The organism is Metabacillus niabensis, from assembly GCF_902829255.1.
Taxonomy (GTDB): Bacteria; Bacillota; Bacilli; order Bacillales; family Bacillaceae; genus Metabacillus; species Metabacillus niabensis.
On the sequence record NZ_CADEPK010000298.1, the window covers coordinates 1 to 24,341 of the forward strand.

General features: G+C 36.5%; 27 protein-coding genes and 1 pseudogene. 14 read left to right on the forward strand and 14 right to left on the reverse strand.

What is annotated here, in order from left to right; genetic code table 11:
- The first annotated feature begins 115 nt into the window (after positions 1 to 115).
- From HU235_RS16870 to HU235_RS16925, 13 genes and pseudogenes are all read left to right on the forward strand, one after another.
- Positions 116 to 823 carry a FadR/GntR family transcriptional regulator gene (locus tag HU235_RS16870; protein ID WP_174880984.1) on the forward strand — a complete coding sequence of 236 codons (708 nt, stop codon included), beginning with the start codon at positions 116 to 118 and terminating at the stop codon, positions 821 to 823.
- Between the two features lie 277 nt (positions 824 to 1,100).
- Entirely contained in the window at positions 1,101 to 1,715 is a 615-nt protein-coding gene (locus HU235_RS16875) for a nitrite reductase (RefSeq protein WP_174880961.1), read from the forward strand.
- Positions 1,716 to 2,353: 638 nt separating this feature from the next.
- Positions 2,354 to 2,614 (forward strand): metal-sensitive transcriptional regulator, encoded by a 261-nt coding sequence (locus HU235_RS16880; protein ID WP_174880962.1) that lies wholly within the window; start codon positions 2,354 to 2,356, stop codon positions 2,612 to 2,614.
- A gap of 87 nt (positions 2,615 to 2,701) precedes the next feature.
- On the forward strand, positions 2,702 to 2,929 hold the full coding sequence (locus tag HU235_RS16885; RefSeq protein WP_174880963.1) for a sulfurtransferase TusA family protein: 228 nt from the start codon (positions 2,702 to 2,704) through the stop codon (positions 2,927 to 2,929).
- A 65-nt stretch (positions 2,930 to 2,994) separates the two neighbouring features.
- Positions 2,995 to 3,474, forward strand: a complete 480-nt coding sequence (locus HU235_RS16890) for a DsrE/DsrF/DrsH-like family protein (RefSeq protein ID WP_174880964.1) — start codon at positions 2,995 to 2,997, stop codon at positions 3,472 to 3,474.
- A gap of 30 nt (positions 3,475 to 3,504) precedes the next feature.
- Positions 3,505 to 3,867, forward strand: a complete 363-nt coding sequence (locus tag HU235_RS16895) for a rhodanese-like domain-containing protein (protein ID WP_174880965.1) — start codon at positions 3,505 to 3,507, stop codon at positions 3,865 to 3,867.
- 22 nt (positions 3,868 to 3,889) lie between these two features.
- Positions 3,890 to 4,186 (forward strand): rhodanese-like domain-containing protein, encoded by a 297-nt coding sequence (locus tag HU235_RS16900; protein ID WP_174880966.1) that lies wholly within the window; start codon positions 3,890 to 3,892, stop codon positions 4,184 to 4,186.
- A gap of 50 nt (positions 4,187 to 4,236) precedes the next feature.
- Positions 4,237 to 4,812 carry a sulfurtransferase TusA family protein gene (locus HU235_RS16905; RefSeq protein ID WP_174880967.1) on the forward strand — a complete coding sequence of 192 codons (576 nt, stop codon included), beginning with the start codon at positions 4,237 to 4,239 and terminating at the stop codon, positions 4,810 to 4,812.
- Positions 4,813 to 4,831: 19 nt separating this feature from the next.
- The gene (locus HU235_RS16910; RefSeq protein ID WP_095303241.1) at positions 4,832 to 5,227 is read left to right on the forward strand and encodes a DsrE/DsrF/DrsH-like family protein; all 396 of its coding nucleotides are present in this window, start codon (positions 4,832 to 4,834) and stop codon (positions 5,225 to 5,227) included.
- Between the two features lie 43 nt (positions 5,228 to 5,270).
- Positions 5,271 to 6,398 (forward strand): MBL fold metallo-hydrolase, encoded by a 1,128-nt coding sequence (locus tag HU235_RS16915; protein ID WP_174880968.1) that lies wholly within the window; start codon positions 5,271 to 5,273, stop codon positions 6,396 to 6,398.
- 24 nt (positions 6,399 to 6,422) lie between these two features.
- A pseudogene (locus HU235_RS25110) lies at positions 6,423 to 6,635 on the forward strand (sulfurtransferase TusA family protein).
- A gap of 52 nt (positions 6,636 to 6,687) precedes the next feature.
- Entirely contained in the window at positions 6,688 to 7,464 is a 777-nt protein-coding gene (locus tag HU235_RS16920) for a sulfite exporter TauE/SafE family protein (protein ID WP_174880969.1), read from the forward strand.
- A gap of 180 nt (positions 7,465 to 7,644) precedes the next feature.
- On the forward strand, positions 7,645 to 8,250 hold the full coding sequence (locus HU235_RS16925) for an SAM-dependent methyltransferase (RefSeq protein WP_174880970.1): 606 nt from the start codon (positions 7,645 to 7,647) through the stop codon (positions 8,248 to 8,250).
- A 531-nt stretch (positions 8,251 to 8,781) separates the two neighbouring features.
- Here the strand turns inward: HU235_RS16925 and HU235_RS16930 are convergent.
- Positions 8,782 to 9,372, reverse strand: coding sequence for a LysE family translocator (locus HU235_RS16930; protein ID WP_174880971.1), 591 nt, complete (start codon positions 9,370 to 9,372; stop codon positions 8,782 to 8,784).
- A 107-nt stretch (positions 9,373 to 9,479) separates the two neighbouring features.
- Between HU235_RS16930 and HU235_RS16935 the strand changes: the two genes are divergently transcribed.
- The gene (locus HU235_RS16935) at positions 9,480 to 10,034 is read left to right on the forward strand and encodes a helix-turn-helix domain-containing protein (protein ID WP_174880972.1); all 555 of its coding nucleotides are present in this window, start codon (positions 9,480 to 9,482) and stop codon (positions 10,032 to 10,034) included.
- 440 nt (positions 10,035 to 10,474) lie between these two features.
- Here the strand turns inward: HU235_RS16935 and HU235_RS16940 are convergent, their stop codons facing one another.
- The 13 genes from HU235_RS16940 to HU235_RS17000 form a co-directional block, all read right to left on the reverse strand.
- Positions 10,475 to 11,386 carry an AraC family transcriptional regulator gene (locus HU235_RS16940; RefSeq protein WP_095298637.1) on the reverse strand — a complete coding sequence of 304 codons (912 nt, stop codon included), beginning with the start codon at positions 11,384 to 11,386 and terminating at the stop codon, positions 10,475 to 10,477.
- A gap of 98 nt (positions 11,387 to 11,484) precedes the next feature.
- On the reverse strand, positions 11,485 to 12,483 hold the full coding sequence (locus HU235_RS16945; RefSeq protein ID WP_095298635.1) for a Gfo/Idh/MocA family protein: 999 nt from the start codon (positions 12,481 to 12,483) through the stop codon (positions 11,485 to 11,487).
- 97 nt (positions 12,484 to 12,580) lie between these two features.
- Positions 12,581 to 13,966 (reverse strand): sulfatase family protein, encoded by a 1,386-nt coding sequence (locus HU235_RS16950; protein WP_174880973.1) that lies wholly within the window; start codon positions 13,964 to 13,966, stop codon positions 12,581 to 12,583.
- A gap of 6 nt (positions 13,967 to 13,972) precedes the next feature.
- Complete coding sequence (locus HU235_RS16955; RefSeq protein WP_095298631.1) at positions 13,973 to 14,797, reverse strand: sugar phosphate isomerase/epimerase family protein; 825 nt, start codon at positions 14,795 to 14,797, stop codon at positions 13,973 to 13,975.
- A complete protein-coding gene (locus HU235_RS16960; RefSeq protein WP_145583946.1) occupies positions 14,794 to 15,816 on the reverse strand; it encodes a Gfo/Idh/MocA family protein in 1,023 nt (340 codons plus the stop codon). The genes HU235_RS16955 and HU235_RS16960 overlap by 4 nt, the downstream gene beginning before the upstream one ends.
- Positions 15,817 to 15,853: 37 nt before the next feature.
- On the reverse strand, positions 15,854 to 16,219 hold the full coding sequence (locus tag HU235_RS16965) for a sensory rhodopsin transducer (RefSeq protein ID WP_145583948.1): 366 nt from the start codon (positions 16,217 to 16,219) through the stop codon (positions 15,854 to 15,856).
- A 181-nt stretch (positions 16,220 to 16,400) separates the two neighbouring features.
- A complete protein-coding gene (locus HU235_RS16970) occupies positions 16,401 to 17,228 on the reverse strand; it encodes a carbohydrate ABC transporter permease (RefSeq protein WP_095298625.1) in 828 nt (275 codons plus the stop codon).
- A gap of 23 nt (positions 17,229 to 17,251) precedes the next feature.
- On the reverse strand, positions 17,252 to 18,196 hold the full coding sequence (locus HU235_RS16975) for a carbohydrate ABC transporter permease (protein WP_174880974.1): 945 nt from the start codon (positions 18,194 to 18,196) through the stop codon (positions 17,252 to 17,254).
- Between the two features lie 148 nt (positions 18,197 to 18,344).
- A complete protein-coding gene (locus HU235_RS16980) occupies positions 18,345 to 19,844 on the reverse strand; it encodes an ABC transporter substrate-binding protein (RefSeq protein ID WP_174880975.1) in 1,500 nt (499 codons plus the stop codon).
- Between the two features lie 73 nt (positions 19,845 to 19,917).
- The gene (locus HU235_RS16985; RefSeq protein ID WP_174880976.1) at positions 19,918 to 21,315 is read right to left on the reverse strand and encodes a sulfatase; all 1,398 of its coding nucleotides are present in this window, start codon (positions 21,313 to 21,315) and stop codon (positions 19,918 to 19,920) included.
- A gap of 271 nt (positions 21,316 to 21,586) precedes the next feature.
- Positions 21,587 to 22,501, reverse strand: a complete 915-nt coding sequence (locus HU235_RS16990) for an AEC family transporter (RefSeq protein WP_145583956.1) — start codon at positions 22,499 to 22,501, stop codon at positions 21,587 to 21,589.
- Between the two features lie 69 nt (positions 22,502 to 22,570).
- Entirely contained in the window at positions 22,571 to 23,326 is a 756-nt protein-coding gene (locus HU235_RS16995; protein ID WP_145583958.1) for a LamB/YcsF family protein, read from the reverse strand.
- Positions 23,313 to 24,341, reverse strand: coding sequence for a 5-oxoprolinase subunit C family protein (locus HU235_RS17000; protein WP_145583960.1), 1,029 nt, complete (start codon positions 24,339 to 24,341; stop codon positions 23,313 to 23,315). The genes HU235_RS16995 and HU235_RS17000 overlap by 14 nt, the downstream gene beginning before the upstream one ends.

Below are 24,341 nucleotides of genomic sequence, written 5' to 3' on the forward strand. Positions count from 1 at the left end.
CTATAGTTTTAGATATGTATTTTAACCCTGTAAGAGTGTTGCTCTTTAAAAAAGAAATGCTTATAATTGTATGTGTTTTAAAACGTTTTCTTATTAAGAATATATATTGAGAGAAGTGATTAAAATTAGCTTTAATCGGGTATCCAGTGAGAAATTATACATACAAATTTATAATCAAATTCTTTCAGAAATCCAATCAGGATCTTTTAATATAGGTGATAAATTACCTGCAGAACGAGAGCTTTGTGCCCAGTTTGGAGTTAGTCGTGCTCCGGTTAGGCAAGCATTAAGCGCTCTTGAATTGAATGGTGTTATTTATTCACGTCAAGGTGAAGGAGTGTATGTTAAAAATACTCAGATTTCAAACTGCTCTGATTCACCCTTTATATTTGATTCAACTTCACCGGAAGACATTGTAGAAGCAAGAATGAATATTGAGCCGATCATTATAAAATATGCGGCACTAAGAGCTACAGATGAAGATATTGAGGAACTACGATCTACTATTCAAAAAATGGAAGAAGAAACAAAGGCAGGCATATATGCCCCAGAGACAGACGAAGCACTTCACAAAGGAATAGCTAAAGCGTCTCATAATGATTTATATATTAAAATTATGTCTGCAATTAGTGAGGCGATGAAACAACAGGAAATGTGGAAGCTTATCCGAGATCGGACATTTACTCGCCCAGATTATCAAGTCGTTAACTTTGAAGAGCATAAAATGATTATTAAAGCTATCGAAGAACATAATGAAAGCAAAGCTGTTAAGTTAATGACAACTCATATGCAAAACCTTTATGATCGATATTGGAAAGATTAATTGTATAAGAAGAATTAGAATATGGCTTAAAGGACTTTATCAAGATTTACAATTTTTGAGAGAGTCCTTTTTATGTTTGTGTGTAAAGGGAGTATTGAAAGGTTCATAATTTATGATAATGACATTATCCAAACTGTTTCAAAATAACCTTTACATACATTAGGGGGGTATAGTATATTGAATTTGTGAATTTGTGAGACCTATTACAACAGGTTTATTATTTTTCAATCGAAACTATACTATACCCCCATAAAGTTTATAAAGGAAGGTGAATACAATGAATAACGCAAAGAGCATTAGAATCGCTGTAAATGGAGGCATAGGATTTGGTGCAAAACTATCTGCCAAACAGCTTATAACTATCGCAAAATATGTACAGGAGGATGAGGAACTGGAATTAACAACATTCCAGCAGCTCTATATAGAAATTCCAGAAGACCAAAAAGAGGTAATGATAGAAGAGTTTCAAAGTGTGGGATTAGAATGCTATCCAGTTGGAAACTTCGTTAAGAGCTTAAGAACTTGTAACTTTTGCAAAGGCGAGAAAGAAGAAGGAATGCCAGTAGCAAAAGAGGTAAATCGCCGAATAGCAGGAAAACCCGTGCCATTTACCTTAAAGGTTGCTTACACAGGTTGTCCAATTGGTTGTGGCGAACCTATGTTAAGTGACATTGGTATTATGAAAATTAGAGATCATTACAATTTATATGTTGGAGGAAAAGCAAAAGGTAAAGACGCCGAGATTGGTTCCTTGTTGCTAGAAAATTTAACGCAAGAGCAATTATATGACTCAGTTGAGAAAATTATTGCTGTTTACGGACAAAATGGGAAGAAACGTCAACCATTTTATAAATTTATTAAACAAGTAGGTCTGGAAGCATTAATTAACTAAAAAGTAAACGGTTTACAAACAACATCAAATAGCTAGTTATTTCTAAGTTGTTAACTTGTGAATAAATAGTTTTTCCTAATTAGATTTTATTTTATGAGCTCACAAGTGATTGGACAACTGCCCCTAAACGTTGGAAAGTATTAGCATTATTGGGATTTGCAAATTTTATTGTAATACCCACATATCCTTCTGGGACATATTAATGCAAGACAGGTAGAAGAGGTAGCGGAAAAATTCCTAATTTTAACTGCCCCTATTATGCTTTTGATGATAAATCAAAAGGAATATTTACGAGAGGATCGTTTCGTTCGGTTTAGTCGTTTAGAGGAAAAATTAGGAACTATTTATGAGATGTATAATCGATAAGCTCTTTATTTTGATAATTGATTTTTTGGACTGCTATACTTATAGCGGTCTATTTATTTTAGAGCAAGATTTATTATAGTTGACATTATACCCTGAGGGGTATATTATGGAACTTGTTGATGATAATTGATGTATTGTTCCAGGCAGACTTGTGAAATATCGGGACAGGTTATTTAAGGAGTAGTCGGATATACATTGATCATTTATCACAAGCTATATTCTAATGAATCTCTTCTAAATATAAACTTACAAATGGTAAAGGAGGGAAAACAATGGATTACAATGATCAAATGAAAAATAGAATCAAACGGATTGAAGGACAGCTTAGAGGGATTTTGAAAATGATGGAAGAGAATAAAGACTGTAAGGAAGTTATAACTCAACTATCTGCATCAAGAACAGCCCTTGACCGTACAATTGGGTTAATTGTTAGCGAGAATTTAGTCGAGTGTGTCCGCAATGCTGAAATGAATGGTGAAAGTACAGAAGAACTAGTCAAAGAAGCTGTAAACCTTCTGGTAAAAAGTCGATAATAAAATGGGGTGACACCCTCTTTTATTTTCTCTGATAATATACCCATAGGGGTAAGGGTAAAAAAATAGTGTAGGAGGAATGCAACGATGAAAATAGATAAAGTGTTAGACGCTAAAGGTTTGGCTTGTCCGATGCCAATTGTTAAAACAAAAAAGGCGATGAATGAACTAGAAACTGGGCAAGTTTTAGAAGTTCATACAACCGATAAAGGGGCTAAAAATGATTTAACAGCCTGGGCTAATTCAGTTGGTCATGAGCTTTTGAAATATGAAAAGGATAAAGACGTATTAAAGTTTTGGATTAAGAAAGGGTAAATTTTTTTTACTTAAAATACCTATACAGGTATAGGTTTATATTTAATTTCAAGGGGGCATACAGCATGACCGAAAAGAAAAAAACAACAATTGTCTTATTTAGTGGTGATTATGATAAAGCGATGGCTGCCTATATTATTGCAAATGGGGCTGCAGCTTATGATCATGAAGTAACGATCTTTCACACGTTTTGGGGATTAAATGCCTTACGTAAAGATGAACATATTCCGGTGAAAAAAGGATTCATGGAAAAAATGTTTGGCAAAATGATGCCTAAAGGTGCAAATAAAATGGGGCTTTCAAAAATGAACTTTGCTGGATTTGGTCCGAAAATGATTAAAGATATTATTAAAAAGCATAACGCAGTACCTTTACCACAATTAATTGAAATGGCGCAAGAACAAGAGGTAAAGCTAGTAGCGTGTACAATGACGATGGATTTGCTAGGACTTAAACAGGAAGAGCTATTAGACAGCATTGACTATGCTGGAGTTGCTGCCTATTTAGCAGATGCCGAGGAAGGTAATGTTAATCTGTTTATTTAAGAGCACATTCACGATAGCGGGAGGTTACAAATGAATGTTCTAATTTATTTATTGATTGTATTATTCCTATTTTTTATTGTTAAGGGATTTTTGCCGATTAAAGGTGTTAACCAAATCACCACAAGCGAGTTGAAAAGGGAATTAATGAACAAGAACAAGCAATTTATTGATGTCCGAACACCAGGTGAGTTTAAAGGAAACCATATTAGCGGATTTAAAAATATTCCTCTTCATCAGCTTGCTCAAAAGGCAGAAAGCGAGCTTTCAAAGGAAAAGGACGTAATCGTGATTTGTCAAAGTGGAATGAGAAGCCAACAGGCTAGTAAAACTCTAAAAAAATTGGGATTTATAAGCGTAACAAATGTTAAAGGCGGCATGAGTGCTTGGTCTTAAATCAACATATGGAGGACTAAAAATGAAACAAATCAATGCAAAAGAGGTCGAGACTTTCTTAAACGAAGGTAAATCATTAAATATCATTGATGTACGTGAAGCAGACGAGGTTGCTACTGGAATGATACGAGGCGCTGTTCATATTCCTTTAGGGTTAGTTGAATTTCGCATGCATGAATTAGATAAAACGAAAGAATATATCATGGTATGCCGTTCTGGAGGAAGAAGTGGCCGTGCCACACAACTCCTCGAAGGGTATGGATTTAACGTAATCAACATGGTTGGTGGAATGCTTGCTTGGGAAGGGAAAGTCGAATAAATTTTTTTAACAAAAATAATACCCTGTTGGGTATGTGTGGAGGCGTTATAATGGAGAATTTGAAAGCAAATATGATATTAGATGCAACAGGATTAGCATGTCCAATGCCGATTGTTAAAACGAAAAAGGCAATGAATAACCTAGAGGCAGGTCAGGTAATAGAAGTTCAAGCGACAGATAAAGGGTCCACAGCTGACATGAAGGCATGGGCTGAAAGTACAGGCCATCACTATTTAGGGACAATTGAAGAAGGTAATGTTCTCATACATTATCTCCGCAAATCTTCTAATGATGAAGTGATTGAAAAGAAACACCAAAATATCATTAATAACGAGGAATTAGAAAAAAGGCTTGAAGCAAGTGAAAGCATCGTTGTTATCGATGTAAGAGAATCTGCTGAATTTGCCTTTAGCCATATTCCAAATGCAATCTCCATTCCCTTAGATGAATTGGATAACAAATTAAATGAATTAAACAAAGAAGATGAAATCTACGTGGTTTGCCGAACTGGAAATCGTAGCGATCTTGCAGCTCAGAAATTAACCAATAATGGTTTTGCAAATGTCACGAATGTTGTACCAGGAATGGGTCAATGGAATGGTAAAAAAACAGGAATCAACGACTAAAAGCTAGGAGGAATCTACAATGAATAAAAAAGTAGCGATTATTGCAAGTAATGGTGGATTATTTGATGCATACAAGGTATTTAATATTGCAACGGCGGCGGCAGCAACTGACCAGGAAGTGGCTATTTTCTTCACCTTTGAGGGGTTAAATTTAATCCATAAAGAAGCATACAAACAGCTTCAAATGCCAGAAGGAAAAGAACATTTTGCAGAAGGGTTTACAAAGGCAAATATTCCTTCGATTCCAGAACTGGTTACAATGGCACAAGAATTGGGTGTTACCTTTATCGGATGTCAAATGACAATGGATGTTATGGGATTGGAAAAGGAAGATTTTATAGATGGCATTGAAGTAGGTGGCGCTGTTACTTTTTTAGAATTTGCTAATGATGCAGATGTAACTTTAACTTTTTAAGATTATTTTTTCGAATAAATTAATACGGGTGGGGGTATTTAGGATGACTGTAAATGTAATGACGTCAAAAGATGTGACGAAAAAGCTTATTCAAAAAGAAGAATTATATATTCTAGATGTTCGAAACGAAAGTGATTTTAACGATTGGAAAATTGAAGGAGTAAGCTTTGAGCATTTAAATGTTCCTTACTTCGAATTGCTTGATGGAGTAGATGAAATCATTGAGAAAATACCTACTAATAAAGATGTGCTAGTTGTTTGTGCTAAGGAAGGTTCATCGGTAATGGTAGCGGAAATGCTATCTGATGCCGGATTAAACGTTTCATACCTAAAGGGTGGGATGAAAGCATGGAGTGAACATTTAGAGCCTGTTAAAGTGGGCGATTTAAAGGATGGTGGGGAAATCTATCAATTCGTTCGAATCGGTAAAGGGTGTCTATCTTATTTGGTTGTTTCAAATGGAGAAGCGGCCGTAATTGATGCAACACGTATGACGGATATCTTTCTAAATTTTGCCGAAAGACTGGGAGCAAAAATTACACATGTATTTGATACACATCTTCATGCTGACCATATTTCCGGTGGACGTACAATTGCTGAAAAAGCGGGTGCTACCTATTGGCTACCATCTAAGGATGCGACAGAAGTAATGTTTGACTATGAGCCACTAGAAGAAGGCAAAGTCATAACAATCGGTAACACAATGATTGATATTTCTGCATTGTATTCACCAGGTCACACCATTGGTTCTACATCCTTTGTAGTTGATAAAAAGTTCTTGCTTTCAGGCGATATTTTGTTCATTGATTCAATTGGAAGACCAGACCTAGCAGGGAAGGCAGAAGATTGGGTGGGAGATTTACGAAACACTCTATATAATCGCTACAGAGAATTATCAGACGAACTGATTGTCCTACCTGCTCATTTTATGATGATAGACGAGCTAAATGATGATGGCAGTGTATCAGAAAAATTAAGATCATTGTTTAAAAACAATCACGGTTTAACTATAGAGGATGAAGTTGAATTTAGAAAGCTAGTAACGGAAAACCTACCACCGCAGCCAAATGCTTATCAAGAAATTCGTGAAACAAATATGGGGAAAATCAATCCAGACTTGGACAATCAACGTGAGATGGAAATTGGGCCTAACCGTTGTGCAGTCCGTTAATTTTAACTAAGAGGAAAAATCGTGATGGAAGATGCAAAAGGGGTTGCGTGCCCAATGCCGATAGAAAATACAAAAAGGCAATGAAAGAAATTGAAACAGGTCAGGTAATATAAGTGCACTTAGGCGGATAAAGGGGCAAAAAATGATTTAGCAGTCTGGGAAAAATCGGGAGGGCATAACTTATTTAAACATGAGGATGAAAATGGAGTGTTAACATTTTGGATAAAAAAAGGCTGAAAAATAACGGGAGCCCAAATAAGGTTCCCTTTTTTCTAAAGAGGGGAGCAACATGGATATACATCTTATCATGACACTTTTTATCATTGGATTTGTAGGTTCATTTATTTCTGGTTTGCTAGGAATAGGGGGAGCCATCATCAACTATCCAATGCTTCTATATATTCCAGCTATGCTAGGTGTAGGTAATTTTACTGCACATGAGGTTTCGGGAATTACAGCCTTCCAGGTGTTCTTTGCGACGATTGGTGGTGTTTTGGCTTATCGTAAGGGCGGCTTTTTAAATAAAACGTTAATTGTGTATATGGGAACTAGCACGTTAATTGGAAGCTTTATTGGGGGGATTGGCTCTACTCACTTGTCTGAAAGCGGAATGAATATCGTTTATGGAATGTTAGCGCTTATTGCTGTTGTCATGATGTTTGTCCCTAAAAGGGGGAAAGATGATAGCCGTCTAGAACAAGTTAAGTTTAACAAATGGCTTGCCGCTTTATTCGGTTTTATTGTTGGTCTGGGAGCTGGTATCGTAGGTGCAGGGGGAGCATTCTTGTTAGTTCCGATTATGCTTGTGGCTTTAAAGATTCCAACGAGAATGACGATCGCCTCATCATTAGCCATTACACTTATTTCATCAATTGGAGCACTTTCTGGAAAAATCTCTACAGGACAGGTACAAATTCTCCCATCATTGATAATAGTTGTCGCTAGTTTAATAGCTTCACCATTAGGAGCTAATGCTGGGAAAAGAGTGAACACGAAGGTTTTGCAAGGATTAATCGTTATTTTACTATTAACGACAGCAGTACAGACTTGGATAGCAATTTTATAATCTTGGTTGTTGATAAGAGCAATCTTTTATATTTAAATATTCATCCTAAGAAAAGGGCTTTTCAGTCCTTTTTTACATTATTTTTCAAAAACTATTAGAGCAATAGAAAGATGAAGTACAATTAAATGTAAAAGAGTTTATTTGTTTGGGAATAACAAATACAAAAAGGAGAACTAGTATATGAATGGATGGAATAACCGTTTTAAAGATGAGAAGTATGTTTATGGAACGGAGCCAAATGAATTTCTTGCAGACATCCATAGAAAGCTAAGTTTAACTGGAGAAGCATTGGCTATTGCTGAGGGGGAAGGACGTAATGCCATCTTTTTAGCGGAACAAGGAATGAATGTAACTGCTTGGGATTATGCGGAAGCCGGGTTAGTCAAAACAGAAAAACTCGCGAAAATTAGAAATGTTAGAGTAAAAACAAAGCTTGTAGATTTAAATGATGCTAGATGGGATAAGGACAAGTGGGATGAACTTATTTGTATTTTCGGTCACTTTCCCAAGGAATTACGAAAAAAGACACTAGATAGCGTTAAAGATGCAGTAAAGCCAGGAGGGTATTTTATCTCAGAAGTCTATTCGGTTCATCAAATACCATACAAGAGTGGAGGACCACAGGATCCTGAGCTTCTTTATAGTCCTGAAGAGTTCTTAAATGCTTTTTCAAATTGGAGAATTGTTCACTTCTTTATGGGAGAGGTTATCCGAAAAGAAGGAGAGCTTCATAATGGTTTGTCACATGTCATCCAGTTTGTTGGACAGAAACCAATTGAGAGTTAGTGGTAGAATTCATGGATAAAAAATTGGTGCCAATAAAAGAATAAAACGAGGGTGGGACATAACGAAAATATTTCTAATGAAAACCGAACATTGCTTATTGCAAAAAACTATAAAAGAAAAGACTCTTTACGAAGAGGTCGGTTTTTTGTGCAAACTTTATTAAGGTTGATTGGAGCGTAAGTGCGAGACTCCTGCGGGATGCGTGGGAGAGGTGAGACCCCGCAGGTTTACACCGAGGAGGCTCACCACCCACCCCGCGGAAAGCGAGTACTGTAGCGGAAATCAACCAGAACGACTACTAGTAAAAGTAACAATGTATACAAGTATCGCTACTTACAAAAAGATACGAAGTTTAAAGCAGAATTCAAATTATTGTTCGGATTTTTCTTATGTTGATAATAACCTCTTTTTATTTTAATTTGGCAACATTCCGATAGTAAATGAATTTCTTTTGTCATAAACGTACGGTAATTGTATCAAAAGGCAAACATAAAAACAGCAGAAGGTTAAATCCTTGCAGCTTTTCTTGATTTAATGGTTCATTATTGAGATAGCACTATAGACTAATAATAAAGCCATTATAAAGTTAAAAACACTTCTATATTTCGTTAGGAACTTCTGAAAAATAGTCCCACATAAACTCCAACTAGACGAACTAATAATACCCACAATTCCTAGAAAAAGAGAATAAAAGAAGTAAAATAAGTAGGAACTGTAATAAGGATGGATAAATGATGATACTACTGTAATTCCAAAAAGAATGCCTTTTGGATTAACAAACTGTACAAAAAAGCCAATTAAAAAAAGGTTGCTATTAGCATTGTTATCAAACTCGTTATTATTTGATCCTTTGTCCGTAATCGTTTTGAATGCTAGATATAACATATAACCAACACCCAATATAGTTAAGGGCGTTTTAATCATTGGCATAATTTTTATTAGTAAATGGTTAAAAATACTGCATAGTAACACAAGTGTAAAAAAACCTAATCCAACCCCCATACAAAATTTGAGAGTCTTCTTGAATCCAAGTCTGGCAGCAAATGACATAGCCATAAAATTATTTGGTCCAGGAGTAAAGCAGTTTATTATGACAAATAAAAGAAATGGTAATAAAGGCATATATACCTCCTAATCGAGCGTTATATTGTACAAATGTATGTTATACTATTTGTATGTTATATTGTACATTATGGATGTTATACTGTAAATTGCAAAGAGGTGATGTTATGGAAGAAATCCAAAAAATATTAGGGCGAAACCTGAAAGCTATAAGAGAAAAACAAAAACTAAGTTTAGAAAAGGTTTCTGAACTTAGCGGTGTAAGTAAAGCTATGATTGGCCAAATTGAAAGAGGCGAGTCAAGTCCAACTATAACAACAATCTGGAAGATAGCGAATGGACTGAAAATTTCTTTTACATCATTAATTAATGCTCCAGAAACAGAAGCAAAAGTCGTTTTACGAAGCGATGTTCAAGTTTTATCAGAAGACGATGGGAAGTATAGAGTTTTCTCCACATTTCCATTTACAGAGGGTAAAAAGTTTGAAATATACTCAGTTGAGATAGATCCAGAGGGAAAATTAGAATCAGTTGGACATATGGAAGGGACTGAGGAATTTATTACTGTTTTTGATGGTGAGGTACTTATAAGAATAAATGGAACGAGCTATAAATTGAATAAAGATGATTCCATTAGGTTTAAGGCTGATAAACCACATTCGTATATGAATTTAAGCAATGAAATAGCCCGTTTAAGTATGACAATCTACTACCCAAATTGAAATAGTAAGAACCAGTTCTAATTGCTATAGTTTTATCATATTAAATGAATCATTATTAAAAAGCTTTAACTTCTCTAGAGTTGTAAGGCTAAGTACTAAGGTTAATTTATTTCGTTCCTTTATCAAGGAATGCCTTTTACTCTATTTAACAAATGGGTGCTTTAGTCAACAAACATACAATTCTTGTTGTAGTAATTGGGGTCATTTGTAGTATAAAAAAGGATAGATAGAGCATATTTTATTCAGCTCATCTATCCTTTATAGTTTACACCTTATAATGTCAGATATTAAACAAACATAAAATGTTAATAAGGGTTTTAAGAAAGCTTTTTTACGTGTTTTTATCGTTGTCGGTTCTCCGAAAGAGCACGGCCAATGTTTTGAAAAGTCTAGCCCTTTGTAAAATTAATAACCAATTTTATCCCTCTATGTATCGGATCCTATTTAGAATGAACCAGTTTAGTTTCTTTATATTTTCCAGGAGGACATCCTACAACCCTGCGAAATAGCTTACTAAAAAAAGCAGGATCATCATAACCGACCTTTAATGCAACATTTATGACTTTGTCGTTTGATTCGATTAAAAATTGCTTCGCCTTTTCAATTCTTATTTTATGAACCATTTCAACAATTGTGTAGCCTGTTTCCTGCTTAAACAATCTGTTTAGATGGCGTGAGCTTATATTAAATAAATGACAAAGATTTTGAATGGAGATTTTTTGATCATAGTTTCTTGATAAATACCCACATATTCTTTGAATTAAAATCTGACTATCATTCGCGATCATTTGCGACCTTACCGTACGGGAATTTCGTTCATTGTAAATTCTTGATAATAAAATTAGTAATTCAACGAGCTGCAGGCGAATTAACGTTGAGAAGCATGAATTTTCCTTCATACATTCATACATCATCCCCTCTAGTAAGTGTAAAAACCTAATTGAATAATTCCCATCTAGATTTAACAAATGATGAAACCTCTCGTTCTTATCTAAAAAGGGATGAATATAAAAATAGTCCATTGATTGGGAGACACCTAATTCCTTTAACAAGGAATCTTTAATAATTGAAGGGAGAAATAAACAATTTATGATTTCGATCGTTTGGTTCTTCTCAATTTGAAAAGTGTGTACTTCTCCTGGATTAATGATAAATACATCATTCGTTTTAATTGTATAAGATTGGCCTTCAAATATGTGATTTGCATGACCTTTCACAACATAAACCAATTCGACGAACTCATGTGAATGTTCAGGTGGAAGATTTGAAGAATCGTGATGAAATCGTTGAATCCAAAATGGAAATTCTTTTGTTTTCATATAATCACTACAATGATACTTTGTTGTCTCCATTTCCTTTCCTCCCCTAGATAAAAGATAGATACGTAAAGCTTCTCTAGGAATTCAAACATTCATACCATCTACTTGTAAGGGTTTACATTTTTACCTATTCATTTTGTCACCTCAATTACTGCCCCATTCTCCATTTGAGAACGGATTGCTGCTTCAATCACAGTCTGCGCTGCCAAGGCATCGATACCTGAACCTGAAATTTGCTCTGGTGGGACGGAATGTAAAATTTCATTAATAAACGTATCAATTCGGTTTTTAAACGTTTCATTGAACCCGTTCATCCCTGTTAAAACTGAGTTTCGAACAACCTTAATTTCAGAGCTTTTATGTGGATAAAACGTAAGATTTTCATAAACATTATCAATAACGAACCTTCCTTTGTTTCCTGCAACCTCACAATATTCAATTGGATGATTGTTATCCATATCATAGCTACCTGTTAAATGACCAACAGCTCCGGACTCGAATTCTAAATTAATCGACGCTGTTGACCATACCGTTCGTCCAGGTGCCTTTGTCATAAAAGCTTGAACACGGCGAATATCTCCTGCAAAATACCTCATTACATCTATTGAATGCGGATGAAGGGCTCTTAAGTGAATCCACGGACTTGATTCATTAGGGTTTCCTATCGTTAACTTCATATTGACGAAAAGCAATGTTCCGACCTGATCGCTATCGACTAAGTTCTTCGCCTGATAAGCGATCGGTACGAAGCGGTGGTTTAAATTACAGGCTAGCCTGACATGATTATTCCGGGCGAAATCGACCATTTCCCTTGCTTCTTGTAAGCTATTTGACAACGGCTTCTCAACTAATACGTTTAAACCTGCTTCAATCGCTGTCATCGTTGGTTCGTAGTGATGGGATCCATTTTCCTTACCGCCTGTCGCGATGCTAATAATATCAATTTGTTCATTCGCTATCATTGTTTTTAAATCTGTATAAGCGTTCACTTTAAACTCGTTTGCCACTGTTTTTACTAAAGATTCATTTAAATCACAGACTGCTACTAATTGGACATCTTTGTGCTCTTGATAATAACGACAATGAATTTTCCCGATATGATTCACACCGACAACCACTGCTTTTAACAATTTCATCACCTCTTTATTAGACGAAATGCTTCGGATTTATGAAATCACCGAAGCATTTAAGTTTAGATTACTTTCTATTTATTCTGCAGATCCTAGCTTATTCCTTTTCTTGAAGTTGCTGTGCAGTATGAATTGATCCTATATACATCGAATCATATGCTTCCTGTGATGACCTAAATGGCCCACGTTCAAGACCGTGCCAATGCAAATTCGTATACATTGGATTTATTCTTCCTGTTTCGCGTTCACGTTTGGCGATATAAGCATCCATTCTACCTAATAATAAATTGACAATTTGTGGTTCACTATCTGCAAGATTATTTAATTCCTCCGGATCCTTTATTAAATTGTACAATTCAATTTCAGGTTTAAAATGAAAATCCGGCTCAAGTGCTCGAATTAGTTTCCACTCAGGAGTACGCCAGCCATGCTTTCTCATCCATGTGCATTCGGTAATATAAAAATCTGATTCCTGCTGAAATTCTTGAGGCTTTCCCGCTATGAGCGGCATAAGATTTCGACCATCAAAGGATATATTTGCTTTAATTTCAAGAAGCTCTAATATCGTCGGCATTATATCCTTTATTAATGTAATGTCAGAAATTCTTTTCCCTTTAGGCAATTTATTAGGATATTTGATTATCAATGGAACAACTAAATTATGCTCATATAAACTATGATGATCATACCAGCATTGATGTTCATTTAATGTTTCTCCATGATCAGAGGTAATGATGATAATAGTTTCGTCCTCAATACCGAGTGATTTCACAGCTGTTAATATATTTTGTATACATGCATCCATATAAGCAATTGCCCCATCATATTGGGCATCGACATACTCAGAATCTGTACAGCCTTCAGGAATCCATGATGTTAAAAAATCTGCAAATGGTTTAAACTTTTTCATCTCATTTAATGATTCATTTGCTGGATCGTATTCATCACCGCCATAAAAGATTCTCTCATATGGCTTAGGAGGTAAGTATGGTGAATGTGGATCCATATGTCTTAAAAATAAGAAAAATGGTTTTTCATCCTCAGCAAGTCGTTTTAATTCAGGAATTGTTACCTCATTTAAATTTTCGGCTTTTGGACAACGCCCTGTTTCATCAGGCTGCCACGCTTCATAATCTAAATATTGTTGAAAGCCTCGTGATGAAGGATTTCCGGTAAAGCCTACACAAGTTGTATTGTATCCATGTTCACCGAGGAGCTCTGGGAGTGTTTTTACATGTTCTCCTAACGGTCCGTTATGTCGAAGTGCGACAACATCTGTCCCAAAGCAGTCCATCCCTGTTAGCATCGAAGCATATCCCGGTGTCGTCGGTATGCTTGGGCTGAAATGATTTTCAAAAAGAACTCCTTCTTCAGCAAATTTATCAATATGTGGTGTTGTTAAGCGGCTATACCCATAGGAGCTCATCCGGTCTCTTCTTAAACTATCAATTCCAAAAAGAATGACATTCGGTTTTTTCGTCATCATTTATTATCCTTTCTCAGCAAAATTTTCTTCTCTTGCACCTAATATTTTTAAACAAGCATTAAGATAGCCATAGCTTTCAGCAGCAACAATCGATACATCTGCTAATGAATGCTGATTCGCTCCGATGACCTCTAAAACTACAGGTCCTGAATAATTGGCATCGACCAACGCTTTACAATACCCAAATAGATTTATATCCCCACGTCCACAGGCTTGGTTCTGTATTTCCCCAGGGCCCTTTGTTCTCCCTTTGCAATCTCTTATATGAATATGCTTCACTCTTTCTATTACTCTTGTTATCTCTTCTTCAGGGTTTTCATTTCCTCGATAAATATGGCTCGGATCCATATCTATCCCAAACGCAGGAGAGGAAATTTCCCGCATTGCCTGCAAAGTTGTCGGTGTATTATAAATTGCATTTCCTACATGAGCTTTTACACAAAGTGTTACACCATATGTCTCTGCGATTTTTGTTAAACGATTTAGGGTATCAATTGATTGCTGAAGATCTCCCTCTACTCCTGATTTCCCGCCAGGCCCCACATTTATAATAGGTATTCCAAGCTCTGCCCCTGCTTCAAATGCCTTTATTAGCCTTTCCTCATCAAGTGATGCTACTTCCATCGATAAAATTTCAAGACGATTTTCCGTAGCAATTGAACGTATGTCATCAGCTTGTTCCTTCCAGCGATCTAATTCTAAATGCTCACACATTCCTTTAATAGCTGATATTTCAACTCCGTCATACCCAGATAAAGCGATTTGTCTTGCCGCAGTTGCAAAATCAAAATCTTTAAACAATACAGAGTTTACACCAAGCTTCATCATTTAACCCCTCCCGCAATAAGCTCTACATCTTTTACATTTACAATCGTTCCTGTTTCAAATGACTTAATAGCTGCTTCAATAATAAATTGAGCTTTAAGCGCATCCTCTCCTGATCCGTCAATTTCATCATAGGAAGCACCTGTAACTAATTGGTCGATAAATGCATGAATTCGGCTTTTAAATGTTTCAGGGAATGCTCTCATCCCGCCAAGATAACGATAGCTTTCTGTTTCGATGCTTGCTCTTGGGTAAAAAGTTAATTGTTCACATGCATCCTCTAGTACAAATCTTCCCTTTGAACCGACAACCTCACAAAGCTCTAATCCATAGCTGGCACCTGCATCATAACTGCCTACCAGATTTCCGATTGCACCATTTTCAAATTCAAGAATTATTTGTGCATTTGACCAAATCTTTCGTCCTTCCCCTTTCATCATAAAAGCTCCTACCCGCTTTACATCACCACAAAAGTATCGAATGACATCAAAGGAATGTGGGTGTAACGCACGCAAATGGAACCATGGTGAGGTTTCAATTGGGTTGTTAATCCACATCCTCATATTAATCATGTGAAGCTTACCAAGACGGCCACTTTCCACCCAAGCCTTTGCCTTTTCCGCTGCAGGTGTAAAGCGATGATTTAGATTTACTGCATATGGAATCTTCTTTTCGCTTGCCAGCTCAACCATTTGTTTGCCTTCCTCGATGTTATTGGATATCGGCTTTTCACCTAAGACGGGAATCCCTGCATTTAATAGCTCCATCGTTGGCGCAAAATGCTCTCCTCCATTTTCCTCCCCCTTTGTGCATACGCTTACAAGATCGAGCGCTAAGCCACTAGCAAGCATGTCACTTACACTGTAAAAGACAACTCCACCAAATTTTTCTGCTGCTCTGTCAGCCTTTTCCTTTACGATGTCACATACTGCGACGATATCTGTATTCGGATTTTCCTTATAGACAGACGCGTGAATGCTTCCTATATTTCCAACACCTACAATCGCTACTTTTAACGTCATTTATCCATCCCTCACTTTTTTATCGTTTCATTCATTTCTATTCAATTGGAAATCCCATTGTTGTAAATAAGGCAAGTGCTTCTTGGGAAGTATCTAATCTGCTATGTTGAACAATAATCGGTACTGTACTATCAACTTTTATTGCATATGGCACATCTCTTGGAACCTCTTTCCCCTGTTGATCGGTCAGTTTGTCTAAGCGAATATGATGGGTTCTTTCAGATCCACATTCTGAAAAGAAACGCTCCATTGGCTCGAGATCTTCAAAATAAAAGGTTAATTGAATTTCTGCCAATTGGTCTGTTAAATTGAGGACACAGACGGCTTCATGACTGATTTGATTACCAATACTTTTCGGCTGCAAAAAACCATCTGGTATAATCCAAGTCTTTTTCCCTATCAACTCACATCCCCCTTTTTCTTATTTCATAGGATAGTTAAATCATAGCTTTAACCACGCTTATCATCATCGCCCATTCTGCCACTTTCATGGTGGATTCAGCCATTTTCACTTTTTAGCGCCATATTATTTACTTTTGCTTTGTAAGTCGATTTAAAAAATGGATTTTAAAAAACATCCCATGTTATATTTTAACTGCCCCTGAAGTTAGTCCCTTCATAAATAGTCTCATTGTAAATAAGAAAAGAATAAGCAGTGGTAAAGATGCAATAGTGTAGCCGGCAAACATCGGACCATATAATGTTTGTGAAACGAATTGACTTTCGAACTGAATCAACCCTACTGTAATTGGGAATTTTTCTGGATTACTCATCAACACAAGTGGCATCATATATTCATTCCAAATTGACAGCAGATTCCAAATCGCCATCGTTCCGATAATCGGCTTTGATAGCGGGAGAACAATTTGCCAAAATACACGAAGCTCTCCACACCCATCAATACGTGCTGCCTCAAATAACTCTTCGGGTAATGAAGCAAATGATTGACGAAAAACAAATATAGTAAATGCCTGACCGCCTGCTGCAAAGGCAATAATTAATCCAATATATGAGTCTAACAAGCCAAAGCTTTTAATTAATAAAAATAATGGGATTAACGTTAGCAATCCTGGGATCATTAGCAATGCGACGACTGACATATAAAGAAAATTCTTACCCTTATACCTTAATCTCGCAAACGAGTAACCAGCTAAAGCAGATGTTGCGATAATAATCAAGACACTGGCGATACCAATAAACACTGAATTAAAGATATATTCTCCAATTGCCTCCCAGGCGGTTGCATAATTTTCAAAATGTAAAGGGAACGTAATGCCAAAAAAGTTACGATAAAATTGGCCATTTGTTTTAAACGAAGTAATGAGCATATAGAAGAATGGATACAATGCAAGAAAGGCCAGCAAAATAAGGACAATATGGCTCCACAAATCTTGCCTAATCGTTTTTAGCATATTATAACTCCTTTCTTTTTAAACTAAGCTTTATATTCAGTACTTGGATTAATATATTTCATTTGAATCCAAGTTAAAATAAGGACAATCACAAAGATAATCATTGAAACAGCCATTCCTAAGCCAAATTCACCGTTCTGGAAAGCAAGGAAATACATATATAGCCCTGGAACATATGATGAATAACCTGGACCACCATTTGTCATAACAAGTGGCAAGGTCACATTTTGCAGCAATTGAATCACGGTTAAAATGAGAATTAGCTTCACTTGCCCCATTACCAATGGAATTTCAATTTGAAAAAATCTTCTTACCCTTGTAATCCCATCAAGCTTAGCAGATTCATATACACTTTCAGAAATAGATTGTAATCCTGCATAAAAGATTAATAAATTAAATGGAACAACAAATGGAAATCCGACAAACATTAACGCGTAGAGGGCGATATGAGGATCTCCAAGCCAGTTTTGGATCAGCCCTTCAAGACCTAATGATTTAAGTAACGTATTCAGTACACCTACATTAGGGTCATAAATAAAGCTCCAAATCATAAACATAACAATTCCTGGCACAACAACTGGAATGACGAATAACACTCTGTAAATATATTGCATTCTTTTACTTTTTAAATGAAAAATCATAACAGCGACAATGAGCGGAATTAATAATTCAACAATTACTTTTACAACTGTCCATATCCCAACATTTTTCATTGATATTAAAAAAATCTTGTCTTTGAATAGCGTTAAATAATTTTGAAACCCAGTAAATTGCGGTTGATTAAATCCATCCCAATTCGTAAAAGAAAACCCAATTGCAATTAATGCCGGATAATACGTGAATGTAATTAAAAGAATAAAAGAAGGAATTAGCATTCCATAGCCAGATTTCCAGTTATAACGCAGCTTTCCTCGCTTTTTTCTTTTTATGGCTCTATCACTTTCAAGAGGTTGGACTGTTTCAGGCATAAGCACATCTCCTTTCATCTAGAAGAGGGTGGCTCAAAAAAAGGTTCAAACCCTGCAATCACAATATTTTAGACTAATGATAAGGTTACTTTACTACATACGGGGGTCAGACCCTTTTGAGTCACCTTCTTTAATTCATCACTGTTTTTTACTCATCCAAGTATTCTGATAAATCCCAATTATTTTGTTGAATTAAAGCATCAGCCGTTTTTTCCATTTCCGTATCAGCTACCTTGGCAAATTCCTCTAGAGACGTTTCTCCTAAAATATAGCTTTGGAAGGCTCGATAAATCGCATCAAGCTCTTTGTTTTCAAGATTGATCCCGCCAAATACACTTTGTAACGGCTGATTCGTAAGATCTGATAAAGCTTTTAGCTCTTCTATCGGTTCTGCACCTGCAACGGTTGGAACATTTTCGCCTAGCTCATTCACAATTTCCTCATTATGGTCTGGTGTTGTTAAATACATCAACCAATCGACAATTGCTTTTTCCTTTGCTGGTGTTAATGAATTATTCGCCTGTTTAGTAGGGACTGCATATTGGAAGGAAGCACTTGGTCCGCCAATTGAAGCAGATGAATCAAAGTCGGTAGCAAATTCCGAAATCACTTTATCTGGATATGGGTTTTTAAACGATGACCATTCAAAGTCTGGTTCAGCTGATTTTATTTGCTGAGATGCCCATGAACCATCAAAATACATTCCAACCTCACCAGTAAGAAAAGCAAGCATCGTTCCTTGTCCATTTGAGTCTCCTCCAGTAAAATCAGGCTGCCAATATTGGGAGAAGTCCTTTAAAATTGGCCAAATCGCCATCCATTTTTCATTTTCCGAGCCAAATATCCCCTTTTTAATTGCAATAACTTGATCCTGATTCGTAATTCCCTCATTGCCTGTAAAGCGAAGCTCATCATACTCATCTGCAAAAAAGTTTGTGAAAAATAAACGAGTTAACCATGTGATACGGTCCGTTCCTGTTGGAGTTGAAGCAAGATTCCATGCAAACGGAATGTATCCAGCATCCTTTAGCTTTTGGGCAGCTTCGATAAATTCAGACCATGTTTCAGGAGTTTTCTCAATTCCTGCCTTTTCAAACGCCTCTACATTATAATAAGTAGCCGTCCCAACATAATCTCCATTAATGACATACGTGCTTCCATCAGCTGATTTTGTATCTGAAATGATTTGTTTATTTAGAAGCTCATTCCAAGGTTTATTGTCTACATATGGATTTGGATCATCTAAATACTTTGATAAGTCTGTTAACGTCCCTTTAGCTAAGGCAGTATTTGCATCATACCATTGACTCCATATAATATCGGGAAGTTGACCACCGGATGCCTTTGTTCGAACCCATGTCATATAGTCTTGATCAGCGGGCAGCGGTTTAATAAACTCAATTTTGATACCTGTTTCTTTTTCATACTCCTCTGCAAGCTTCTTCATGACAGTCGCTGGCTTTTGATTAGCGTTTAATATTCTATTTGGGCTATACGTTCCGGCATACATTTTGATTGTTCCTTTAAATTCCCCTTCAGACTGTTCTTCATTCTCTTGTGAGGTGCTCGGTACAATGCAACCTGATAGCATTGAAATCATGAATACGATGATAAGCGAAAGCATTGATAATTTCTTAAAGCCTTTCATTTTTATCCCCCCAATTAGTTTAAACTTCATGAATAAATTCAAGCTTACAATATGTCCAAAAGTTTCTATGAAGCTACTTTTGTAAGAAACGATTTTCTTTAACATGTTTATCAATTTTGTCCCGCTGTGGATTTGCCTTCCACTCATCCCAGGTTAAGTCGTATTGTGATAAAACCTTTTCTATTCTTTTTCTAAAAGGTAATCCCTCTTCCCTTATAACCAATTTCATCGGATCCTCTCGCTCGCCAAGCTTACAATGTATCCAGGCTGTTAATTTTCTTTTAAAGCTATCTATTTTATCTGGTAAAAGCTCCGCAAGATTTGTTTCTTCATTTGGATCAGTTAATAGATCATAGAGTTCAAAAGCTGGTCTTGTAAAAGGACCTGGATCATATGTTTCAATGTATTTATATCGGTCAGTTCGGATTCCCCTTGACGCTTGCCATGCACACTCACTTAAATAAATTTCAGAATGAACGTTGTTCGCTTTCCCTTCAATGATTGGCCAAAGACTTTTACCGTCTATACCTTTAGGGAGCTCAATATTCAATGCATCCAATATCGTTGGCATTAAATCAACGTGTTGGACGAGCTGTTTTATTCTTAAACCTTCTTTTACTACTCCAGGCCAACGAATAATGATCGGGACATGGACAGTAGCCTCATAAAGCCCACAATGATCCCAATAAATATCATGTTCTGTTAAACTTTCACCATGGTCACCAAATAATATAAGCATTGTGTCATCTTTAATCCCCTGCTGTATGAGAAAATCATCTAACTCTTTAATTATGTCATCCAAATATCTAATTTCCGCATCATATAAAGCGCTTACATAATTAGCGTCAGTAATATCTCCAAGCAAATCAAAATGGTGATACTTAAAAAATGGATATGCAGGATGATTAAAGGCAGGTGTCATACTTTTATTTGCTTTGTCATATGGATCCCGACCTTGTTGATAAAATTGCGGGACATATTGTTTAGGTGGTAAATAGGGTGTATGCGGATCCCAATAATGAAGGAACAGAAAAAAATCCTCATCTTTATGCTCGCGAATCCACGGCTTTGCCAATGCATTTACTGTTTTCCCATCAATCCATCTTGTTTGCCCAATTGTGTTGATATAATATTGATAGCCTCTAGCAAACCATTCCTTTAAATGATATAAATTATCGACAGCTGCTGTTGTAAAACCAGACTTTCTCATAATTGTTGGAAGCCAATCATATTCCTTTTGTAAGTAAGTTGTTTGTGCACCATGTGATACTACACCTGTTGAAAGACCTACTTTGCCAGTAAATATACTAGTATGCGCAACCTCTGTTGGTATATCAGAGGCGAAGGCCTGTTCAAAAAGGACACCTTGTTTAGCAATCTGATCAATGTATGGGCTTGTTGATAACTCATACCCGTAGCAGCCTAAACGCTTTGCCCTTAATGTATCAAGTGAGATCATAATGATTTTCAAGTGCTATCCCCCCTTTTCGTCTTTTAAAAGCATTGATTTGTCTATTTCCCTATTAATATCATAAAGGCAACCGAGGGCAAATTCATGGTCAATTACGTCATGTTATTGGTTGATTCAGCCATTATGAAATAGATTTATTTCTAATAAAATTTGGCTCTGTGAAACGTTGTTGTCGATTTCCTTTCTTTAATAAGAGCATATAAAAAAACCTCCTTCTTATAGAATAGGAGGTTAACTACATTATGCTTAGCTAATAAAAACGAAACGCTCTCTAACCATACAGTACCCCTGAAACATATAACACAACAGGTAACGTAACTAAACTTAATACTGTGCTAAAGAGAGTTGCCGTTGAAACAAATTGCGGCTCTGTATCATATTGCAAGGCATACATTGTAGTATTTGCAGCAGTTGGCATTGCCGATAAAACAATCATAATTTGCTTTAGTAAATCATCGATCGGGAGGAATAGCGTAATGACATAAGCAATGACAGGAGATAGTAATAATCGTAAGCTTAACGACAGTGACAAAGGTGCAATCTCGATTTTTTTTGCAGATATGTTTGCAAGCTGCATTCCAAGAATAATCATAATCGTTGGGATAGATGCATTTCCAACCATTTCGATTGCTTCCATAAACGACCCACTAACTGGAATGTGTAAAAATTGAAAAGTAATACCTAGGATCGCACCATATACAATTGGTACTTTTACAACCTCCTTAAATGCCTTTTTCATGCCACCGCCTTCAGGTGAGCCTTTTGCAGCATAATATACGCCAACTGTACACATTAATAATTGCTGAATGACCATAATGATGACGGCATAATGTAACCCTGCTTCACCAAAAGCAAAAAAGATAAGCGGTGTTCCATAATTCCCATTATTCATGAAAGCAGAAGCTAAAATCATGCTGCATGTGCGTTTAAGCGAGTACCCTCTAATAAAGGCGATGAAGTAAATGAAAACGATGATACAAAAAGCGAGGCCAACTGTATATAACGTCATGATTGCATAATCCATTGTTAGCTCTGCTGCATAAAACGTTTGAAAGGCTAAAAACGGCAACATTAAATAAATCGCCATAACCGATAATGGCTTTGTATCAAATCCGATCAGCTTCTGACCAACAAATCCGATACCAAAAATAAAGAAAATTGGGATTAATACTGTAATAAATTCCACTGTATCACCATGCCTAACTATCAATCTATTTTTTCAGTATTATACGAATGTTTGAGATAAGCTGCTTTGTTAAACCGCCTTTATGTTAATCTTATGCTCTTGTAATGCATAATAGATTTTCTTAGCAAACCGAACCGCATGCTCACTATCTCCATGAATACAAATCGTATCAGCCTGAATTGAGATTTCCTTCCCTCCTGTTGTCATCACTTTATTTGTTTTGATCATTTTTAACACCTGTTCAACAGCAGTTGTCTCATTGTTGATTAAGGCAGCCTCTTCATTTCGTGGTGTTAAAGTACCATCCGCTTGATAAGTTCGGTCTGCAAATACTTCATTTGCTGTTTTCAAGCCATACTTTTCTCCAGCTGCAATTAGCTCACTTCCAGATAGCCCATACAAAATAAGCTCTCGGTTTATTTTATAAATGGCCATCGCAATAGCTTCTGCTAACTTTTTATTCACTGCAGCCATGTTGTAGAGTGCACCATGTGGTTTAACATGGTGCAGCCTCCCACCTTCAGCAGTAACGAAACCATTAAGAGCTCCGATTTGATATAGAACTATATCGTACGCCTCCTCAGGTGTTATCGAGATCGTTCTGCGACCAAACCCCTTTATATCATCGAACCCTGGGTGTGCACCAATTTTCACTGAATGCTCCAGTGCAAGTCGGACTGTTTTTTTCATCGTTGTCGGGTCACCTGCATGAAACCCACAGGCAATATTGGCTGAGGAAATAAACGAGATGAGCTCATGATCGGCGCCAAATGAATAGCTCCCGAAACTCTCTCCCATATCACAATTAAGATCAATTTGTCGCATAAGAAAGCCCCCTTATTTTTAATGCGAGACTCGTTTTTAAAAGCAAAAATTCACGTTCTCTTTTGATTAATTCATTTTGCGCTGTTTCTATTGATATTCTTTTAAATGTAAGCTTTTTACCTGGCATTACTTGAGCTAATGACGGCATGGAAATTGTCGCAACGTAACCGACTTTAGGGTACCCTCCAATCGTTTGCCGATCAGACATTAATACAATTGGCTGACCATCTTCTGGAACTTGAATCGTTCCTTTTGGTACAGCTTCTGATAAAAGATCTTGTGGAGCAGCTAACTGTAAAGCAGGCCCTTGCATTCGGTAGCCCATTCGATCGGAATTTGGCGAAACTGTATAGGAGGCAGATTCAAATTTGGCAACTGCCTCTTTAGTAAACTGGGCAAATTGTTGCCCCTTTATAAAGTTAATTTCATGATGGTTGTTTACATATGAACTGAAGAAAAATGGGATAGTCCAGTTTACCGTCATATATGAAGATGCATTGATTCTCTTTTTAAAATAACTGAGTAGCTTATTTGTCATGCTAGAATAATGAGGAGAGCATTTTATTACATCCCCACGTTGCAGCGGACGTCCTTTATATCCTCCAAATCTTCCTCTACTATACGTACTACGACTATTCATAACGATTGGAACATCAATTCCTCCCGCAACAGCTAAATAAACTCTACATCCTTGAATCGGCCGTCCAAATCGAAGAATTGCACCTTCTTTCACATAAATAGGTCTCCATAATGGAATTGGCTGATGATCAATTGTTGCTGACAGATCTGCACCACATACTGCGATTACACAACCATGTTCAAACTGAATGGTTGGACCAATTATCGTTATTTCTAATACAGCATCATTTTCTTTATTACCTATTAGGACATTGGCAATTCTTGCTGCCATTTCATCCATCACACCTGAACCACTAACCCCAAATTGTTGGAATTTATTTCTTCCTAAATCTTGAACTGTCGTTAACAAACCTTGGTCAAGAATCTTTAACGTCAC